The sequence below is a fragment of the Sphingomonas floccifaciens genome (assembly GCF_042681125.1).
Lineage (GTDB): Bacteria > Pseudomonadota > Alphaproteobacteria > Sphingomonadales > Sphingomonadaceae > Sphingomonas > Sphingomonas floccifaciens.
In genome coordinates, this window is record NZ_JBHUFC010000003.1 from 1,006,087 (window position 1) to 1,024,600 (window position 18,514).

An 18,514-nucleotide genomic window follows, 5' to 3' on the forward strand; every position below is an offset into this window, starting at 1 on the left:
GTCGTAAGTTGGGGATCGGAAAGATAAGCTGAACGACCACAAATGGGTCAACACAGTCGTTGCGGGGCAGCTAATCGGGAAAGCCCTGAACTCTGCTATCGTCAGTTCAAAATGCGATTACCGATCTATTGAGTGAGCCATTTCGTCATCAATCCACGCAAGGCGCAAACGCTGAAGATCGATCGACAGATCGATGCGGCGCTGCTCGACGGTGTCGAGTGTCGCTTTGTATGCGGCAAGCTCTTCAAGTTGCCGTTCGATTTTGGTGAATAGCGCTTTGAGGCCAAGTAGACGCTGCTGGGGCGGTAGATGATCCCATAGCCCCGAGCGTAGCCTAAACGGATCGAGGCCAAGGCTGGCAGCTCGGTCGACATCACTGATCCATTCGTTCAGTTTCACGCTGCCCTTTTCCGTTAGGGTCAGAATGCTGGTTCTGCGACCAGTAGACGAGGTGTCAGCCGCTATCAGGCCGTGCCCGGTCAGCCGACGGATCGCTGGATATACCGCGCCCGCACTGCCGCTCCATTCGTGTGAGGGGGAGTTCTGAAACGCCCTGCGCACTTTGAACGCCGTGTCCGCACCGCGATGGTGGATCTCGGAAAGGATCGCGCCTTCGAGTTCGGTGAGAGGGCCATCCGGATCGTGCATTTGACTCCTGCAACTCTATGGTACTAATCGTACTATCGGTATTCGTGAGGTTCATTATGCCACGGCTTGATTTCGATAGCAGCCCAGGCGCCGACCGACGCTCGTTTTTGCTCGGGGCGGTCGGCCTTCCTACTCTGCTATCAGCTTGGCCGGGTTTTGCGCAGCAAGGCGCTTCTACGGGCGCTTGGGGGGTGGATCTCAACGCCATCAGTCGGACGGTCGCACCTGGTGATGCTTTCTTCGACTACGTCAACGAAGGGTGGTTGCGTACGGCCGTGGCCCCTGCTGGCTATGGCGAGTATGGCGAGATGCAAGCCATGTTCCTGCGCACCGAAGCTGCGGTTAAAGGCATCATTCAACGCAAGGCGAAGAACGACGCTGGGCAAAAGCTTGGGGACCTCTACGCCAGCTTCCTCGATACAGCCGCTATCGAACGCGCCGGACTGACGCCGATCCAGCCGGGTCTCGACGCGATCGCGGCCATTAAAGATCATGCTGGTGTAGCGGCCTTCATGGCGCGGCCCATGTCTCATTCCATTGTCGGCAGTTATGTGTTTTTAGACGCCGCCAACACGCGGCGCAGCCTGCTTCACCTCGATCAGCAGGTTCTCGGGCCACGGCTTCTTGGTCTCCCTACGGCAAATCATTATTCGGCGTCAGGCGGCGACTACTCCGATCTGCGCAGCGCCTATCGCGCGCACATCACCAGAATGCTCGGGCTGGCGAAGGTTTCAGACGATCCACGTTGCGCTGATGCGGTTGTGGCGCTCGAAACGAGGCTGGCTTCCGTCCAATGGACCGGCGAGCAACTGCGCGATCGCCGATTGAACTACCATCTAATGCGCCGCGCTGACCTCGAGACCTATGCGCCGGGCTTCGACTGGAGCGCGTTCCTGCTGGCACGGGGATTTCCGGCCGTTGAGACGGTGGTGCTGAATACCGACACGGCGATCCGTGCAAGCGCCGCGATCTTCGCCGAGACGCCGGTGCCGGTCTGGCAATCCTATCTCGCGTTCCACTGGATCCAAAACCACGCCTATCTGCTGCCGGCTGCGGTGCAGGAGACGAGCTTCGACTTTTACGGTCGTCGGCTCGCCAAGCAGGAAACGCAGCGCAGCAGAGAAAGCCGGGGGGTGCAATTCGTCAGTCGCAACCTGCCCGACCTGATCGGCAAAGCTTATGTCGTCGGGCGTTTTCTTCCAGCATATCGTGTCGCCATCATGGGTATGGCGATCAACCTGAAGCGCGCTTTTGCCAAACGTCTGGCCAATGCCGAGTGGCTCGATCTCCAGACCCGTACGACCGCCCTCGCCAAGATCGACAAGATGGCATTGAAACTCGGTTATCCGGACAATCTGCGGGATTATGCGGAGACCAGGATTGTTCCGACCGATCCGATCGGCAACCTTCATCGTCTGCAGGCTTCACAGGCTGCGCGGGACATCGTGCAACTAGCGCAGCCCGAAAGGCCCTACCCCTGGCATCTTGCGCCGCAGACGGTTGATGGCAGCTACAGCCCGCAGCTAAACGCCATATGCTTCCCAGCAGGCATTCTACAGGCCCCTGCCTTCAGCCCGTCGAGTGATCCCGCGGTCAATTTCGGCGCAATCGGTGCTGTGCTAGGTCATGAGATGGCGCATGGATTCGACGATCAGGGGTCGCATTTCGATGACGAAGGCAATTTGCGCGATTGGTGGACGCCTGCCAGTCGTGCTGCATTCGAGCGTCGTGCCGCCGCACTTGTCGCGCAGTATGACAGTTACGAACCGCTCCCGGGATTGCGGATCAATGGAAGGCAGACGCTCGGCGAGAATCTGGCCGATCTGGTTGGCGTCACGCTAGCGCTGGACGCTTTCCGGCTTTACGCGGCCGAGCATAGCATCGACCTCACGCGGCGCATCGACGGCTTTACCGCCGAGCAACGGTTCTTTCTGGGTTGGGCTCAATTCTGGCGAACGATCGAAACGGACACCGCGCTTCGTAGCCACGTGCAGCAGAACTACCACTCTCCGGCACGCTACCGGGTCAACGGCGTCGTCCGCAATCTCGATGCCTGGTACAATGCCTTCGGCGTAACGGCCAACCATGATCTGTACCTGCCGCCGGAGCGGAGAGTTCGGATATGGTGATGCATTTAGCCGAGCTTCGCCAACACGGTGCTTTTCGAAGTGCATATCTTTCGGAGAGCGTTGCCGGGGCGCCGATAAGGGATGGCGCGCGTGAGGCTTTGACCATGAACGAATGGCGGATTCGGGTGATTCGCAAGTGCCGGCTGAATGTCGGATGTTGGGTCAGAGTGTAGCTGTTTCGCGGGCTACTCGATTAGTTTGTCCAGCGTGATCGGCAGTTCGCGCACTCGGGATCCGGTTGCGTTATAGACTGCGTTAGCGACGGCCGCGGCGACACCGGTTATGCCGATCTCGCCGATGCCGTGGGCGCCCATCGGCGCGTGGGGATCGGGGATGTCGGTCCAGATGACGTCGATCTCCGGAATGTCGAGATGCACCGGCAGGTGATATTCGGCGAGGCTGGGATTCATGATCCGGCCGTTGCGTTCGTCGAACAGGGTTTCTTCCATCAGGGCCATGCCGAGCCCCATGATGATCCCGCCGCGGAATTGGCTGGTGGCGGTCTTGGGATTGAGGATCCGGCCGCAATCGAACGATCCAAGGAAGCGTGTCACCCGCGTCTCACCGGTCACCGCGTTGACCCGGACTTCGGCGAACAACGCGCTGTGCGAGTGCATCGACCAGTGCATCAGCTCGAATGGGGTCGACCCCGCCTTGGTCACCGTCACGCTGTCGCGCTGAGCGCGCCCTAGGATCGAGGCATAGCTTTCGCGTCGCGCGGGATCGTCCAGACTGGCGAGCCCGCCGGCGTCGCAGCCGACCGCGTCCGCCGACAGGCCGGCGAGGGGCGAATCGTTGCCGGCGAGCTTCAGCAGTTCGCCGACCAGTTCGGTCTGCGCGGCGATGACGGCGGCCCCGATCGCGGCGGTCTGCTGCGACCCGCCGGCCATGATCGCGCCGGGGATGGCGGAATCGCCGTAGCCGACCTCGACGCGATCGAGCGGCAGCCCCAGCCGCTCGGCGGCGACGATCGCGGTCGTCGTCGACGTGCCCATGCCCATCTCGGCCGCGGCGACCTCCACCTTCGCGCGGACATCGTCGCCGTCGCGGGTCAACGTGATCCGGGCTTCCGCACCCGGCATCCGATAATAGGGGTAGGTGCCGGTCGCGCAGCCCATGCCGACCAGCCACTCGCCATCCTGCCGCGATCCGGGCGTGGTCGGGCGGTCCTGCCAGCCGAACCGCTCGGCCCCCTGCCGCCACGCCTCGACGATGTGGCGCGACGAAAAGGGGAGGCCGCTGGTCGGGTCCTTCTCCGGCTCGTTGCGGATGCGCAGCTCGACCGGATCGATGCCGAGATCGACAGCCAGTTCGTCGATCGCCGATTCGAGTGCGAAGGTGCCGACCGCTTCGCCCGGCGCGCGCATGAAGGTGTTGGCGAGCATGTTCATCCGCGCGATGTCGACCTTCAGCAGCATGTTGGGCGCAGCATAGGCGGCGCGGGTGCCGAGAATGAACGGTTCGGGCATGTTGTTGTGCGGCGTCATCACCGACAGGCCGGTGTGGATCAGCGCATCGAACCGCCCATCGGCCCGCGCCCCGATCGCGACGCGCTGTTCGGTCAGCGTCCGCCCGCCGACGATGCGGTACACGCCCTCGCGCGACAGGGCGATGCGCACCGGCCTTCCGCTCAGTTTCGCGGCGGCGGCGGCGATCACCTGGTGGTCCCACAGCCCCTTGCTGCCGAACCCGCCGCCGACATAGGGCGAAGTCAGGCGGACCTGATCGGTGTCCAGCCCAAACACGTCGGCCATCGTCTGCGCCTGTTGCGTCACCATCTGGCTGGCGTCGTGGATCACCAGCGTGTCGCCGACCCAGGCGAGTGTCGCGGCGTGCGGCTCGATCGGGTTATGGTTATGGCGCGGCGTGCGATAGGTCTGGTCGACCCGGTGCGGGGCGACGGCCAGCGCACCCTCGGCATCGCCGATCTCATTCAACAGCGGCTGGCCCATGAACAGGCCCGGCTCGATTCCGTTCGCCTTGGCACCGGCAAGGTCGGTGGTCGACGGTTCGACGTCGTAGATCACGTCGATCAGTGCGGCGGCGTGGTCGGCCTGTTCCTGGGTTTCGGCCAGCACGCAGGCGACCGGCTGGCCGTTCCAGTGGATGCGGTCGTCCTGCAGGATCGGCAGGTCGGCGGGGCCAACCGCGGTGGGCGAGGAGCCGAACACCGGGGGCGGCGCCATCCGCGGGGCGTTCAGATGCGTCATTACCAGCACGACGCCGGGCGTGGCTTCGGCGGAATGCGTGTCGATCGCCGCGATCCGCCCACGCGGGATCGTCGCATAGGCGAGCGCGGCATAGACCATGTCGTCGAAGCGGTGTTCGGCGGCGAAGGCGGCGGCGCCCGTCACCTTGAGCGTGCCGTCGAGGCGTGAGACGGGCTTGCCGATCAGCCCGTGCTTGCGCGCGATCAGCGGATCGGGCTTGCCGCCCGGGATCCAGCTGTCGGGGGCGAGCGGGACGAGCTTTTCCAGCGCGCCCTGCACCAGGCCCTGCGCGGCCTGTTTGGCGGTATCGACGATGCTCATGCCGCGTGTTCCTCGGTGAGTTCGGCCAGCACGGCGGCGAGCGTTCGCGACGCCAGCGCCGGTTTGAAGCCGTTGTCGCGCAAAGGCTGAGCGTTGGCGAACTCCGCCGCGGCGGCGTCGAGGAACGCGTGGTGCGTCGCGGGGCCACCGCGTAGCGCGTCTTCCGCGGTCGTCGCGCGCCACGGCTTGTGCGCGACCCCGCCGAACGCGATCCGCACGTCGGCAATACGGTCACCATCCATCTCGACCGCCGCGGCGATCGAGACGAGCGCGAAGGCGTAGCTCGCGCGGTCGCGGACCTTGCGGTAGGTGGATGTCGCGGCGAGCGGCAGCGGCGGGAGTTCGATCGCGGTGACGAGCTCGCCCGCCTCCAGCGTCGTATCGCGATCGGGCTGGTCGCCGGGCAGCCGGTGCAAGTCGCCGAAGGTCAGGGTGCGCGCGCCCGCCGGGCCGTCACAGTGGACGGTCGCATCGAGCATCGCCAGCGCGACGCACATGTCGGACGGATGAGTCGCGACGCATGCCTCCGATGCGCCAAGCACGGCGTGGATGCGATTGAATCCCTCGCGCGCGTCGCAGCCCGACCCGGGCTCGCGCTTGTTACAGCGCGATCCTTCCACATCATAAAAATAGGTGCACCGCGTTCGCTGGAGCAGGTTGCCCCCGACCGTCGCCATGTTGCGGATCTGCGCCGACGCGCCGGCCAGGATCGCGCGAGCCAGCACCGGATAGCGCGCGCGGACGACGCGATGCTCGGCGAGCGCGGTGTTGCGCACCGCCGCGTCGATCAGCAGCCCGCCGCTGTCGGTCTCTACGATCTCCGCGGGCAGCAGGCTCACGTCGACCAGCCGCGCGGGCTTGGCGATCCGCTCGCGCATCAGGTCGACGATGTTGGTGCCGCCGCCGAGATAAGCGGCGTCGGCCGCGGTACCCATCCGCAGCGCTTCGGCGCGGTCGGCGGGGCGGGCATAGTCGAACGGAGTCATGCCGCCACCGTCGCGCGGATCGCGTCGATGATACCGTTGTGCGCGCCGCAGCGGCACAGGTTGCCGCTCATCCGCTCCTGCACCTCGTCGCGGGTCAGCGCGACGTCGGCGGACAGGTCGTCGCTCAGATAGCTCGGCGCCCCGCGTCGCGCCTCCCCCGCCATGCCGATCGCCGAACAGATTTGACCGGGCGTGCAATAGCCGCACTGGAATCCGTCATGTTCGATGAACGCAGCCTGCAGCGGGTGGAGGTCGCCGCCATCCGCCAGTCCCTCGATCGTCGTTACCTGCCGGCCGTCGTACTGCACCGCGAGCGCGAGGCAGGACAGGATCCGCTCGCCGTCTACCAGCACGGTGCATGCCCCGCAGGCACCCTGATTGCAGCCCTTCTTGGTCCCGGTCAGGTGCAGCGCCTCGCGCAGATGATCGAGCAGCGACACACGGGCATCGGCAGGCAGCGGCACATCTGTTCCGTTGACGATCAGCGGCATTTCGGCACTCCAATGGTCGTTGCAGGGCAGACCAGCAAGAGAGTCCTCAGACACGCCGATGTCTAGCATAATCGGCAGCGGTGAGCCGGCGCGGACGGCTCGCCTCCTGGATTGAGGTAGTGTCCACATGCTCTGCTCGCGATCGTAACGGCGGCGGACGAGAAGTCCCCGAAGGCGTCGCTTGGGCTGGCTGCCCGGTTAACGGGTCCGATATGGACACGGGACGCGATGGTCGTGTCGATTGGAAGATGAACAGATTTCCGTTTTTGGGCTGCGCCAATTGTGCCCTAGGCGACCGAAACTGGGTCATATTCGCTATATTATGACACGTTCTTGCCGAGCTATCTTGAACAGCCGCAAATTTGAGGAAGGGCAATCGGGCCGTATTTTGCCACGGCTGCTTTCCGGGCGGTTGGTAGGTGCGATCGGGGCCATCGCCTAAACGTCTCCGCCCCCCATGACTCGAGGAAGGCGGGTTGCCCATGAAATTTCTTTTTAGCGATCTTAACCATTTGATCAGCCCCGCGCCGCTATAACATCGATCATGTTGAGCGCTCATCAAATCGACCTTGTGCAGGCGAGCTTCGCCTACGTGATCCCCATCACTGACGAGGCGGCAGCCATATTCTATGGCAATTTGTTTGCGCATGCGCCGGACACCCGCTCATTGTTTCTCAATGATATGGCGGAGCAAGGGCGAAAGCTCTTCCTTACCCTGGCGACCGTCGTAGACGCGCTTGATCGCCTCGACACCATCGTCCCTGTTGCGCAGGAGCTTGCCATTCGGCATGTCGCCTATGGGGCGAAAGCCGCCCACTATAACGCGGTGGGCATAGCGTTGATCGAAACGCTAAGGGCTGGTCTCGGCGCTATGTTCGATCGCGATACTGAGGCAGCATGGGGCGCTGCCTATCAAATCTTGTCAGATACCATGCAGGCCGCCGCCCGCCAGGCGGCTTGATGTGCCATCCGACCAAAATGGCCCCACGCTCGCGATTCTCGCGGCGCGACTGACAGATATGGCGGCCAGCGTCGCTTCGGAGTCCGAGGCTGCCTCATGTGCGATCCGTGCCTTTACCGATCAGGCTCAGCAAGTCGCTTCTCTCGCCGAGTTGCTAGACGCTGCTGCGGTGAAACTGGAATGTGAAGTCCGCGAGCACAATGCGGTTCTGATGACCGCTCGTGCAGCGCTGAGTGAACAACGTCCGGTCGTGGACGCGCTCGAACGCTCGCCAGAAGGCCTGGCGATCATATCGCGCACGGTGCAAGAGATTGCGCGTCAAAGTAAGATGCTGTCAATCAACGCTAGAGTCGAGGCAGCACGGAGTGGCCCGGAGGCCCGCGGCTTTGCCGCCGTCGCGTTTGAAATGTCCGAACTCGCGAAGCGCACTCAGGTGGCGAAGGGGGACATCGGCAGTTCGGCGGAGGAAATTGCGAGAGATGTGCACGCCGTTCAAGTCCTAGTGCACTCGCAGGATGGGCTAGTGACGAGCCAAGCGGACCTGCTTGGTTCTGCCCTAGACCACGCCAAGCACCAGCGCGATACCGCCTCCAGCCTTGCGATGCTTGCGAGCGAAGGCGCTGAGCGGGTCAGCGCGGCTGCCAATTCTATTGGTCGGGTTGGCGCTACGGCCGTTGCGGTAAAGATGCTCGCCCGCGAAATTGCTAAACGAGCCTGATCAGTCTCTCCACCAGTCAGGCCTACATTCCGTCCTTAATCGCCTCGCGATTGATCCGGCGCGCTGATTTCTAGGCACCTGTTTGAAGCGAAAGCGATCACGGCGCGGCGGTTGGAGTGGCTGCCTAAATTCGATTCTTTCGCCGAAACCCGTCGAATGACGAGGGCTTCTGCCTGCTCCAGCCTTCGTGGCTAACATGAACAAACGTCCGTTTTCCGGTCACCGATACCCCAGCGTGGATGACCGCGACTGAATCATAGGCGAAGCGCGTCGATCAGAGCTCGAAGGGCGGGTGTGACCCGCCGATCGGGGTAATAAAGGCGACATCCGGGATAGGACGGGCACCATGGCGCAAGCACCTGGATCAGCCGACCGTCCGCGATCTCGTCTGCGACGTCGTGTTCCATCATGTAGCCGAGGCCGGCGCCGGCGCGGACCGCCGCTGCCGCCAGAATCTCGTCATTGACGATGAGCTGCCCCGAAACCCGCAGTCGGAGCTCGCGGCCTTCTTCCTCGAACTCCCAAGGCAGAAGTCCGCCACCTCCGAGGAGCCGGTAATTGACGCAGATGTGCCGATCGAGGTCGGACGGCGTCGCGGGAGGCTCATGGCGCGAGAAATATGCAGGCGTGCCAACCACGACGGTGCGCAATTCGGCGCCGACCGCGACGGTCACCATGTCCTTTTCGACCGTTTCGTTAAGGCGAATGCCGGCATCGAAGCCGCCCGCGATCAGATCGGTCAGTCGATCCTCGACGATGACCTCTACCGACACGTCGGGATGATCGAGCAGAAATTGCGGCAGGCGCGGCGCCAGGATCGTTCGCGCCGCATAGCTGAAGGTGGTCAGCCGCACCGTGCCCGACGGCGCGTCTCGCCAGTCGGCAAGCGAAGCCAGCCCCTGTGTCATCTGCGTTAAGGCGGGGTCGAGGGAGCGCAACAACTGCTCGCCTGCGGCCGTCGGTGCGACGGACCGCGTGGTGCGCGCAAGGAGCCGCACACCCAGCCGCGTCTCCAGGGCCTTCATGGCATGACTGAGCGCGGAGGGCGAAAGTCCCAGCTCTGCGGCCGCGCGCGTGAAGCTGCGCGCGCGAGCGACGCTGGCGAACGCCGCGAGATCATCGAGGTTGCCGCGGCGCATTGCTGCATCATGCTCACAAGCCCTTTCGATCCGCAACGTCTAATCAGGCGGTCTTTCGGATCCTAAATTGAGCTTCAGACGAGGAGTGAAGACACATGGACCTGACCAACTATCGCACGCTTGGCCGTTCGGGACTTGCTGTCAGCCCGCTCGCACTTGGCACCATGACCTTCGGTGCGGGCCGGTGGGGAGCGGACGAGGCCGGTTCGCGCGCCATCTTCGACGCGTATGTCGAGGCAGGCGGTAACTTCATCGACACCGCCGACGTCTATTCCGGCGGCGAGAGTGAAGCGATGGTTGGCCGTTTCCTGCGGGAGCGTGGCAACCGCGACCGAATGGTGGTGTCGACCAAATCGGGTTTCCCGCGCGGCTTGGGCAACCCACTGGCCGGCGGCAACTCGGCGCGCAACATCCGCGACGGGCTCGACGTCTCGCTGAAGCGGCTCGGCAGCGAATATATCGATATGTATTGGACCCATGTCTGGGATCGCACGTCACCGGCCGAAGAGGTGCTGCGCGCGCTGACCGACGCCGTGCGTCGTGGCGACATTCTCTATTACGGCTTCTCCAATGCGCCGGCATGGTACGCCGCGCAGATCGCAACGCTGGCCCGCGCGCACGGCCTGCCCGAGCCGGTCGGGCTGCAGTACAGCTATTCGCTGCTCGATCGCGGCGTCGAGCTGGACCTCGTGCCCGCCGGACGTGCGCTCGGCCTTGGCCTCGTTGCGTGGAGCCCGCTCGCCTTCGGCATGCTGACGGGCAAATATGGTCGCGACAAGCTGGCGGATTTCGGTCCGGCGGGCAGCCTACCGAACAAGGGCGGCGAGCATGGCGGCGGAAGTGACGGTCGCCTCAATGGAGACAATCCCTATGGCGGAATGCTGTTCACGGAGGCGAACTTCATTATCGTCGACGCGTTGCGCGCCGTGGCCGAGGAAGTCGGCCGCCCTATGGCGCAAGTCGCGCTTACGTGGGTGGTGAACCGGCCGGCGGTGTCATCGGTGCTGATGGGTGCGAGCCGGCCGGATCAGGTCCTGGAGAACATCGCATCGCTCGACATCACGCTTTCGCCCGAACAGCAACAGCGGCTTAATGCGGCAGGAGCACCACCTCAGCTCAATCCTTATTTCATTTTTGACCTGCCGCGCGATCAGATCTTCGGCGGCAGCGACGTAAGAGCCTGGAGCGAGGGGGGCTGAACGAACGTCCGCTTTTGGGAAGCTACAGAGGGAGCTGAATGTCGCTTTGTGGGTCGCTAGGACAGAAGGGCAGAGCGGCAGCTCGCGACCAAATGGAGCCATTTGGGGTACGGCTCGTGAACGGAAGCTATTGCGGGAACTGGCCGCTCGCCTCCCGTTGAGCAGCCAGACCGCAACGCGCCCCTTCTCTACCACCTGCACTCGCTCAGCTTTTACCGGATGCGGCCGTTCGCACATGATCGAGTGCCAGCCCACTGTGCGAGCGGACCGTCCGATTGGCGCCGTCTGTCAGTTGAGAAAGGCTATATACTTTGCGCGCCGGTCAATGTCGCAGAACGCGGTGCCCTCGTTGATGGCTAACGTGTCCAACTGCTTGATGATCTTGTCCTTGTGACCGTGCGCGATCTTGATCCGCCGGATGGCGATATCAGCGTCTCCCTCTTCCGGAAGAATGGCATCCCGGCCAAATAGCAAGAAGGCGCCCGACTGCGCCGCGACGCGGTCGTGACTGTGACGACCAAGGACGCAGAGCACCCGATCGATATCCGCTGGGTCGATGACGTCACGAAAATAGGGCTTATCCTCCTGGATGAAGTGCAGGAGCTTGATGACTGGTATCGTCTTATTGAAGGCGTCGCGATCCAGACTCGTATTGATCTGCTGCCGGACCGCGTCATCAAGGAGCGCGAGGTTGGCGAGGCAGGCGACGGTGTCGCTATCGTAATATTTCACTTTGTCGCGCGCGATCGTGAGACGGATCACCTCTCCAACTTTTTCGGTGCCTGAGCGGCAGGCGAACCAGAGTGCAATCAGCGGGTTGGTTGAAGTGTCCAGCATGCGCGTGGGCAGGCCGTAGTGCTGCATCCGGCTGACGCGCTCAAAGGTGGATTTGTCCTCACGGAAGTCGTGTGGACTAGCGATCATGAGGTCCCGGAACTTGCGGGGCTCCGCTACCCGCGCAGCATCGGTCCGGAGTGCGAACGGCTGCAGCTTGTATTTATCAGCGTTCGAATGACCCCGGAAGAAGGAAACGTCGCCCGGCCTTGGCGGGTCTCGAAAACCCACCGGACTAACTCGTCGACGCTCTTAATCCCATCGGTCACTGACAGCCTCTCGTTGATCCGCCCATTACGGCTTGCGTTCTTGCGTTAAGCGCAAATGCCGGCGGCTTGACTAGCGATTAATTGAGCAATTCGGCGAAGTGGACCATTCCATAATCTCGGATTTTGATCACGCCATTCCGCTTGCCGAATGCGCTCGGTTTGGTATCGTTGAACCACGCCGGGACATCACGGATCAAGCGATAGTCCGACTTTTCGATGTCATCGAGCCGTTCCATAATTAAGTACTCACCCGTCACGCTGAGGCAGTGGCAACGGCCGAGGACATTTTCCAACTGTGGGTGCGGTTCTGACCCAAGCCAGATTGTCCATTCCAAGAAGTTGCTGTAGTTACGCGGCTGGATTGATTTCTTCACGATGGCGTTCGTATCGCTTTTCATCCGATACGCATGGCGCGCTGTTCCTTTTGCGAACGGCTCTGCCTCGATCAGCGTCTCGATGTCCGCTTTAGACATAAACCTTTGATATGCCATTTTTTTGCCCCCGCGTGTAGTCGAAGGCGAAACGCATACGGCGACGTGAGCGCAATTTCGAGCCCGGCAGCGAGCTTTCGCGCTGTGTCTCAGCCTGAATGATCATGGAGTCGATCAGGTCAGGTTACCCCGGCCCATATCCGACGATGTTGGCCCAATTTCGATCGCCCTGCGATTGTCGCCCGGGCAGCACTGAACGGCTCGTGACAAAACCTTTCATCGGCATGGCGCTCGCAAACGGCAGAAATGGCCCAAATCTCGCTGTTTAGCATCGGGAGCGCCGTGGGCTATCAAGACCAATCCAAAACATGCATGAATGGCAGAAGTCGGGGAGCCGGGATGGAGGCCTGAACGACCGGGTTTGGGTCGCAGCGGACGGGTCGCTTGCGCTCAACGATGGGCGCTTATCCGTCCCATCCCGCTCGTTGCGTGGTCGCCGGTCGGCGATGCGAGTCTGGATGCTCTTGGCCTGAAGAGCGTCCCTGAACCAATTAGCGTTGCAGCTGGGGTCGCCGAGCACTCACTGCACTTTTGGCATGTCGTCCAGCGGCGTTTCCGCACTGGTGTAGTCGCTAAGCCGCCCGGCGGGCATGCAGAAGCTAGAGGGGCAACCGTTTCCGTCGGCGACGGCATGGAGCTTGACGTGCATGCCGCCCCTGCCTTCGCCGAGGCAGGCATTCGGTACGTCCGATCAGGCGGCCAAATCTCCCTGTAATAACCATAGGCTCGATGCCGGACGGCGCGCGTTGTAGTGAGGGCGTCGACCATTGCGGTCTTCAGTTCTGCATCCTGTGCCGGCCCCTCGATCATGCCGGTGAGTGAGTTCGGCTGTACAGCGTCGTTAAAGGACCATGCGCGCAAGACGCTTTTCGCCGGCGCAGCCGATTGCAATCAACGAAGACGATACCGCACGACGCCCGACGGTCATTCACCCGAGGCTTGCCACGGCTCCTCGGGAAAAGGGCCGCAGCCGCTCGAGCTACCTGTCAGTCAGTCAAGACGAGTCACGCATTCCGGTCTTCACGCGGGGCCAAGCCATAGCCTCGACCATCGCCCCCTGCTGCGGCTGAAGCGCCGGCTTTGGTACGAAATCAGGATGCTGGACAAAGATCGGCAATACCGACAATCCTCCGTCGAACAGCAACCGAATAATAGGTGCCGAGATCTCTGCCGAACCGGAAAACATGTTTCTCGGGAACACCGGTCGATCAAGGCGTTCCCCGGGGGGCGAGTTGGTTCTCGCACCGCAACTCGATCAGGCGGTCGGCTTTCGCTTGCGCCGGGCTGTCGGCGTTGCCGACACCGTGTTCGCGCAGGTCTTTGCCTCGCTCGATGTGACCACGCAGCAATATGCGATCATCATGACGATCCAAGCCAATCCGGGCTGTCAGCCGTCGGCGCTGTCGGCACTGATGGGGATCACGCCGAACAATCTGGTGCCGCAAATTTCGGGCTTGGTCGCCCGCAAATATGTCCGCCGATCATCGAGCAGCAAGGATCGGCGGATCAAGCATCTGTGGTTGACCGCTGCCGGCGAGGCCTTCGCGCAAGACCTGATTGCGCGCCACGAAACGATCCGCGCCCGGATCGAGGCGCACATGGGCGAGGAGAAGATGACCGAGTTGCTCGACCTGCTGCGCCTCTACAGCGAGATGCCGCGATCAGAGGGCTAGTTGGCGGCTGACGGCGGCGTTGAATGCTGCCGGGTTCTCGATGTGGCTCAGATGCGCCGCCTCTGGCAGGATCTCATACCGGCCATCCTGCACGCCGGCGGCGATGACCGGGATAGCGGCGCCGCGCGGGCCGTCGTCCGCGCCGCCGATCACCAGCGTGGATGCGGTGATATCGGAGAGCTCGGCGCGAAGGTCGACGTCGCGCAGGACGCTGGTGTTGCCGGCATAGCCCTGCGCCGGCATGCGCGCCATCACGGCGACCAGCGCATCGACGCGTTCGGGATGGACCCGGCGGAAGGTGTCGCCCAGCCAGCCGGTGATCGTCGCGTGGGCGATATCGTCCATCCCCTCCGCCAGCGCCCGCGCACGTTGTTCGTCCCAGATCGGCTTGTTGGGGATGAACGGCGTCGTATTGGCCAGCACCAGACGGCCGATACGTTGCGGATGCCGCGCGGCGAGCCACATGCCGGTCATCCCGCCCTGCGAGACGCCCAGGAAATCGGCCCGTGCAATGCCTAGCGCGTCCAGGATCGCCAGGGCATCCTCGCCGAGCATGTCGACCGAATACTCGCCGTCGGGCGCATCGCTCGCGCCGTGTCCGCGCGAGTCGAACCGGATGACGCGGCGGCCGGCAAGAGCAGGCAACTGCTGCGCGAACGTACTCAGGTCGCCGCCGAGATAATGGGATAGAAGGATCGGCGATCCGTCCTCCGGCCCGTCGACGACAACGTTCAGACGGCAACCGCGATGGGTGATGTACGGCATGTCAGGGCTTTCCGATCAGGTCAGGCCGGCCAGCGCGCGGACGGGGTCCAGGGCGATGGCATGTAATAGGGTACGGCGATGAAGGTCGCTTCGACCGCGGTGATCTGTCCGGCCTTGATCTTGAACAGTTCCAGCACGCTCCAGCTGTGCGGTTCGCGGAAGATCGACTCCATCTCCGTCCCGTCGGTCAGCGTGTAGCGATCGAGCACGCCCTTGTGGTCTATGAAGGCGCGGCTCATCACGAGTCCTCGCGCCTCGTCGATCACGACGAAGTCACGGTCGCGTACGCGTTCGTTGAAGCGGTAGCGGCCCAGGCGGAACAGCCGTTCGACGTCCGGAAACGCCATGCCGTTTTCGAACCGGGTGCAGTCGGGCGAAAATGCCGTGTCGCGAATCTCGCCGGTGTTGTTCTCCAGCGTCGACCAATAGCCGTTGGCGATGCCGATCAGCGCCTCGCGAGACATGATCTCGTCGTCCGCCACGGGCCGGTCGAGGTCGGGATCGTGGCGGAAGGTTTCGACCGGACCGATCGGTGTCGGCGGCCCGGACAGGTTGCGCCGGGTGGACACGATATGCTCGATCTCGACGATCTCATCCCCCTCGACGCGCAGCCGCACCGCCAGGAAGGCCGGCACGTCGAGCATCCGGATGGCGGTGAAGATGCCGATCGTCCCCTGGACGGTGTCGACCAGCGTCAGGGGCGGGCCATGTTCCTCGGCCACCGTGTCCCAGGTGCCGTCGGGAAACGGCAGTGCGACGTTGTTCTCGCTGAATCGCACCCGTGCGCTGATCGGCATCTGCGCGGGATCATGCGCGACATAGGCGGTGCGATAGCGATCGGCGATGGCGTGCAGCCGGTCGAATTCGGTCATGCGGTGGCGTCCTCGTATCGGGCGATGTCGTGCCGCAGATGGCGGGCGGCATAGGTCAGGATGAGCGCGGCCAGGAAAGCGCAGATGCCGCCCAGGATCATCGAATAGCGAATGGCGTCCTCGCCCAGGCTGCCGGCCCAGCGATCGTTGAGGTAGCCGATCGCCAGCGGGCCGATGATCTGGCCGACCATGTTGACGCAGAACAGGAAGATCGCCGTTGTCGTGGCGCGCATCGATGGCGGCACGATCGCCGCCAGCGCGGCATAGGTCGGGCCGAAATGGATCACGCCGGCGAAGGATGCGATGGCCAAGCCCGTGAATGCGATCGGCAGGTCGTCGGACAGCAGGAACACGATCTCCGCCGGCATCGCGATCGCCGCACCGATCGCGGGCACCAGCAGCAGCCACTTCGTGTCCCGCCGTGCCGCCCAGGCGGTGATGGCGCCGCCGAAGATGACACCGACGATGTTGGCGAACCCCTTGATCGGACCGAAGCTGGCGCCGGCTTCGGCCGGACCGAGATCATGAACCCGCATCAGGAATGTCGGCGTCCAGGTCAGCACGGCATAGGCGTTGATCGCCAGCAGCGCGCCGGCCAGGCAGATCCAGCGGAAGCTGCGCAGCTGCCGCAACTGTGCCCAGACCTCGGCAAAGGGCGTCCGCTGCGTGACGGGGCCGCCGCGTCGTGCCGGTTCGGGCACTGTCAGGTACAGCAGCGCAGCCATTGCCAGGCCGATACCGCCCGCGACGAAATAGGTCATGCGCCAGCCGTGATGCTGCGCAATCAGGCCGGCGATCGGCAGCATTACCAAGGCGGCGACGCCGGAGCCCGCGGTCATGATCGACATCGCGAGCGGGCGGACGCGGGCGGCGAAGCGGTCGGACAGCAGCGCTGTGCTGGGCGCGATGCCGGCCGCCTCGCCTGCGCCCATCAGAAACCGGCTGAGCGCGAGCTGAGCCACGTTCTGCACCAGTCCCGTCGCGACCGTCATCGCACTCCACACCGCGCAGCCGACCGCCAGGATGTTGCGGCGGTTCGACCGGTCGGCCAGCCGCGCAATCGGAACGGCAAGCCCGGAGTACAACAAGACGAAGGCGAAGCCGGTGATCAGGCCGAGCATCGTGTCGGAGAGATGCAGATCCTGCTTGATCAGCGGCAGGACGACGCTGAGGATGGTGCGGTCGAGAAAATTGAGCGCATAGATGATCGTGACGACCGCGAGCGTGTAGATCGACACCGGCGTCCACGCGCGTTCGGCCGATCCGGTGTCGGCGGCACCGGGGGAAGCGGTCGGGGATGTCGGCGTCATGTCAGTCATCCGAAATCGAGTTGATCGTCGCCGTACCAGCGCCCGTGCACCTGGACGTTGGATCGGAAGGGCAGGATGACGCGGGCCACCGCGCCGTCTTCCGGATGGAGCGCATCGACGATGACCAGCTCCGTCCGCATCTCGGCATAGTTGCTCGCGGTCCCGAGCAGCCAGCCGTCGCCTTCGTCGGCACCCGCGTGGCGGGGGATGAAGGTCACTTCCTGCAGCGCATGGGTCGGCCCGGCGAAGAACGAGCGCATCGTCCGATCCTTCAGGTCGAAGATGCCGTAGCTGTTGGTGATCCGCCGGACGCCGGTGCCGACGCGATCGCGGTCCAGCGGCTTGGTATCGTCGTTGAAGGATGTGTAGGCGTAGCGGGTATCGCGACCCATGAAGCGTTCGTCGACGCGGCCCAGGTCGACGACCGCCTGGCCGGGAAACAGGACTTCCTCCGAACAGCCATCGTCCTTCGAATTCAGGTCGAAGGTCAGCCGGCGGATCAGCGAGCGGCTCTTTACCGGATCCCACTTCGACCCGTCGGCGAAAGGGAAGAAGGGGAAGGGGTTGGTCTCGAAGATCGGCGCTTCCAGGATCACCGTGTCGCCGACCGTCCGGGCGTTGAACGTGTGGACGATGGCGCGGTTCGGTCCCTTGAACCAGCGGACGTCGCGTGCCTCGCCGTCGCGCGGCAGGATGCCGTACCAAGTGGGCACCGTCGAATCCCACGTCCAGTGGATTTTGCCGGCCTGTAGTCTTTCCATGTCGGTGACATAGCCGAAGACGGGGAAGATGACGTGCTTCTCGGTGATCGCCCAGTCGTGAATCATACTGACATAGGGCACCTTCAACCGCGTTTCGCGCGTCACGCGGCCGGCCCGGTCGATCACGTAGAAGAACAGGTCGTCGCTCGCGAGGCCCGTCGCTTCGTAGCCGAAGGTCAACATTTCGCCCGTGACCGGGTCGATCTTGGGATGCGCGGTGAAGGTCTGGCTGGAATATCCGCCGTCGAAATCGTGGAATCCGCGGGTTTCCAGCGTGATCGGGTCGATCTCGATCGGCCGTGCGTCCTCTTTCAGCGCGAACAGCCGACCTGCATGGACCTCCACGCTGGTGTTCGCCGCAGTGTTGCGCCACGGCTCTGCAACATGCGCAACCGCTGGCTCGCAATCATAGGGGTTGCGATAATAGCCGTAGAGCTGGCGGCCCGCGGCGCGATTGTTGCGGTAGCGCTCGGTTTCGACCCACCGCCCCTTGTAGCTGACCTTGCCGTCGCGGAAGCGGAAGCGGCTGACATATCCGTCCTGGTTGAACACGGAATCGTCGGCATGCTTCGGCGCATAGGCCCAGTCCCCGCCGACGCGGACGAAGGCGCCGTTCAGGCCCGGAGGAATCTTTCCTTCGACCGGGCATTCGGCGACGTTGGCCTCAAAGGCTTGGGGCGCAAAGAAATCCGACATCTGCGACATGGCTGGCGATACTCGATCTGAAAGGGGATGGA

Annotated in this window: 17 protein-coding genes; 5 read left to right on the plus strand and 12 right to left on the minus strand. The window is 63.4% G+C overall.

Going from position 1 to position 18,514, the window contains the following annotated elements:
• Positions 1 to 117: 117 nt before the first annotated feature.
• On the minus strand, positions 118 to 648 hold the full coding sequence (locus tag ACFSC3_RS11855; RefSeq protein WP_380940644.1) for a PadR family transcriptional regulator: 531 nt from the start codon (positions 646 to 648) through the stop codon (positions 118 to 120).
• Positions 649 to 839: 191 nt separating this feature from the next.
• Between ACFSC3_RS11855 and ACFSC3_RS11860 the strand changes: the two genes are divergently transcribed.
• Positions 840 to 2,777 (plus strand): M13 family metallopeptidase, encoded by a 1,938-nt coding sequence (locus tag ACFSC3_RS11860; protein WP_380940645.1) that lies wholly within the window; start codon positions 840 to 842, stop codon positions 2,775 to 2,777.
• A gap of 185 nt (positions 2,778 to 2,962) precedes the next feature.
• Here ACFSC3_RS11860 and ACFSC3_RS11865 read toward each other — a convergent pair whose 3' ends face one another.
• From ACFSC3_RS11865 to ACFSC3_RS11875, 3 genes are read right to left on the minus strand one after another with little or no spacing between them, the layout of a single operon-like run.
• A complete protein-coding gene (locus ACFSC3_RS11865; RefSeq protein WP_380940646.1) occupies positions 2,963 to 5,308 on the minus strand; it encodes a xanthine dehydrogenase family protein molybdopterin-binding subunit in 2,346 nt (781 codons plus the stop codon).
• Positions 5,305 to 6,294, minus strand: coding sequence for an FAD binding domain-containing protein (locus ACFSC3_RS11870; protein ID WP_380940647.1), 990 nt, complete (start codon positions 6,292 to 6,294; stop codon positions 5,305 to 5,307). Before ACFSC3_RS11870 ends, ACFSC3_RS11865 begins: the two co-directional genes overlap by 4 nt.
• On the minus strand, positions 6,291 to 6,785 hold the full coding sequence (locus tag ACFSC3_RS11875; RefSeq protein ID WP_380940648.1) for a 2Fe-2S iron-sulfur cluster-binding protein: 495 nt from the start codon (positions 6,783 to 6,785) through the stop codon (positions 6,291 to 6,293). The genes ACFSC3_RS11870 and ACFSC3_RS11875 overlap by 4 nt, the downstream gene beginning before the upstream one ends.
• A 544-nt stretch (positions 6,786 to 7,329) precedes the next feature.
• On the opposite strand from ACFSC3_RS11875, the gene ACFSC3_RS11880 reads away from it, so the two are divergent.
• Together ACFSC3_RS11880 and ACFSC3_RS11885 are read left to right on the plus strand one after the other, a co-directional pair.
• The gene (locus ACFSC3_RS11880; RefSeq protein ID WP_380940649.1) at positions 7,330 to 7,746 is read left to right on the plus strand and encodes a globin family protein; all 417 of its coding nucleotides are present in this window, start codon (positions 7,330 to 7,332) and stop codon (positions 7,744 to 7,746) included.
• Positions 7,747 to 7,804: 58 nt separating this feature from the next.
• Complete coding sequence (locus ACFSC3_RS11885) at positions 7,805 to 8,464, plus strand: methyl-accepting chemotaxis protein (RefSeq protein ID WP_380940650.1); 660 nt, start codon at positions 7,805 to 7,807, stop codon at positions 8,462 to 8,464.
• Positions 8,465 to 8,718: 254 nt separating this feature from the next.
• On the opposite strand, the gene ACFSC3_RS11890 is transcribed toward ACFSC3_RS11885, so the two are convergent.
• Positions 8,719 to 9,603 carry a LysR family transcriptional regulator gene (locus ACFSC3_RS11890; RefSeq protein ID WP_380940651.1) on the minus strand — a complete coding sequence of 295 codons (885 nt, stop codon included), beginning with the start codon at positions 9,601 to 9,603 and terminating at the stop codon, positions 8,719 to 8,721.
• Positions 9,604 to 9,698: 95 nt separating this feature from the next.
• Between ACFSC3_RS11890 and ACFSC3_RS11895 the strand changes: the two genes are divergently transcribed.
• Positions 9,699 to 10,802, plus strand: a complete 1,104-nt coding sequence (locus ACFSC3_RS11895; protein ID WP_380940652.1) for an aldo/keto reductase — start codon at positions 9,699 to 9,701, stop codon at positions 10,800 to 10,802.
• A gap of 288 nt (positions 10,803 to 11,090) precedes the next feature.
• Here the strand turns inward: ACFSC3_RS11895 and ACFSC3_RS11900 are convergent, their stop codons facing one another.
• From ACFSC3_RS11900 to ACFSC3_RS11910, 3 genes are all read right to left on the minus strand, one after another.
• On the minus strand, positions 11,091 to 11,867 hold the full coding sequence (locus ACFSC3_RS11900) for an FRG domain-containing protein (RefSeq protein ID WP_380940653.1): 777 nt from the start codon (positions 11,865 to 11,867) through the stop codon (positions 11,091 to 11,093).
• 115 nt (positions 11,868 to 11,982) lie between these two features.
• Positions 11,983 to 12,378, minus strand: coding sequence for an RNA-binding protein (locus ACFSC3_RS11905; protein ID WP_380940654.1), 396 nt, complete (start codon positions 12,376 to 12,378; stop codon positions 11,983 to 11,985).
• Positions 12,379 to 12,916: 538 nt separating this feature from the next.
• Positions 12,917 to 13,045: a hypothetical protein gene (locus ACFSC3_RS11910; protein ID WP_380940655.1), complete on the minus strand. Its 129-nt coding sequence runs from the start codon at positions 13,043 to 13,045 to the stop codon at positions 12,917 to 12,919.
• A gap of 583 nt (positions 13,046 to 13,628) precedes the next feature.
• Between ACFSC3_RS11910 and ACFSC3_RS11915 the strand changes: the two genes are divergently transcribed.
• Entirely contained in the window at positions 13,629 to 14,069 is a 441-nt protein-coding gene (locus ACFSC3_RS11915; RefSeq protein ID WP_380940656.1) for a MarR family winged helix-turn-helix transcriptional regulator, read from the plus strand.
• On the opposite strand, the gene ACFSC3_RS11920 is transcribed toward ACFSC3_RS11915, so the two are convergent.
• From ACFSC3_RS11920 to ACFSC3_RS11935, 4 genes are read right to left on the minus strand one after another with little or no spacing between them, the layout of a single operon-like run.
• Complete coding sequence (locus ACFSC3_RS11920) at positions 14,058 to 14,834, minus strand: alpha/beta fold hydrolase (RefSeq protein WP_380940657.1); 777 nt, start codon at positions 14,832 to 14,834, stop codon at positions 14,058 to 14,060. The genes ACFSC3_RS11915 and ACFSC3_RS11920 overlap by 12 nt on opposite strands.
• A gap of 20 nt (positions 14,835 to 14,854) precedes the next feature.
• The gene (locus ACFSC3_RS11925) at positions 14,855 to 15,706 is read right to left on the minus strand and encodes a DUF8021 domain-containing protein (protein WP_380940658.1); all 852 of its coding nucleotides are present in this window, start codon (positions 15,704 to 15,706) and stop codon (positions 14,855 to 14,857) included.
• Entirely contained in the window at positions 15,703 to 17,016 is a 1,314-nt protein-coding gene (locus ACFSC3_RS11930) for a spinster family MFS transporter (RefSeq protein WP_380940659.1), read from the minus strand. Before ACFSC3_RS11930 ends, ACFSC3_RS11925 begins: the two co-directional genes overlap by 4 nt.
• Positions 17,017 to 17,021: 5 nt before the next feature.
• Positions 17,022 to 18,482, minus strand: coding sequence for a carotenoid oxygenase family protein (locus ACFSC3_RS11935; RefSeq protein WP_380940660.1), 1,461 nt, complete (start codon positions 18,480 to 18,482; stop codon positions 17,022 to 17,024).
• Positions 18,483 to 18,514: the final 32 nt, after the last annotated feature.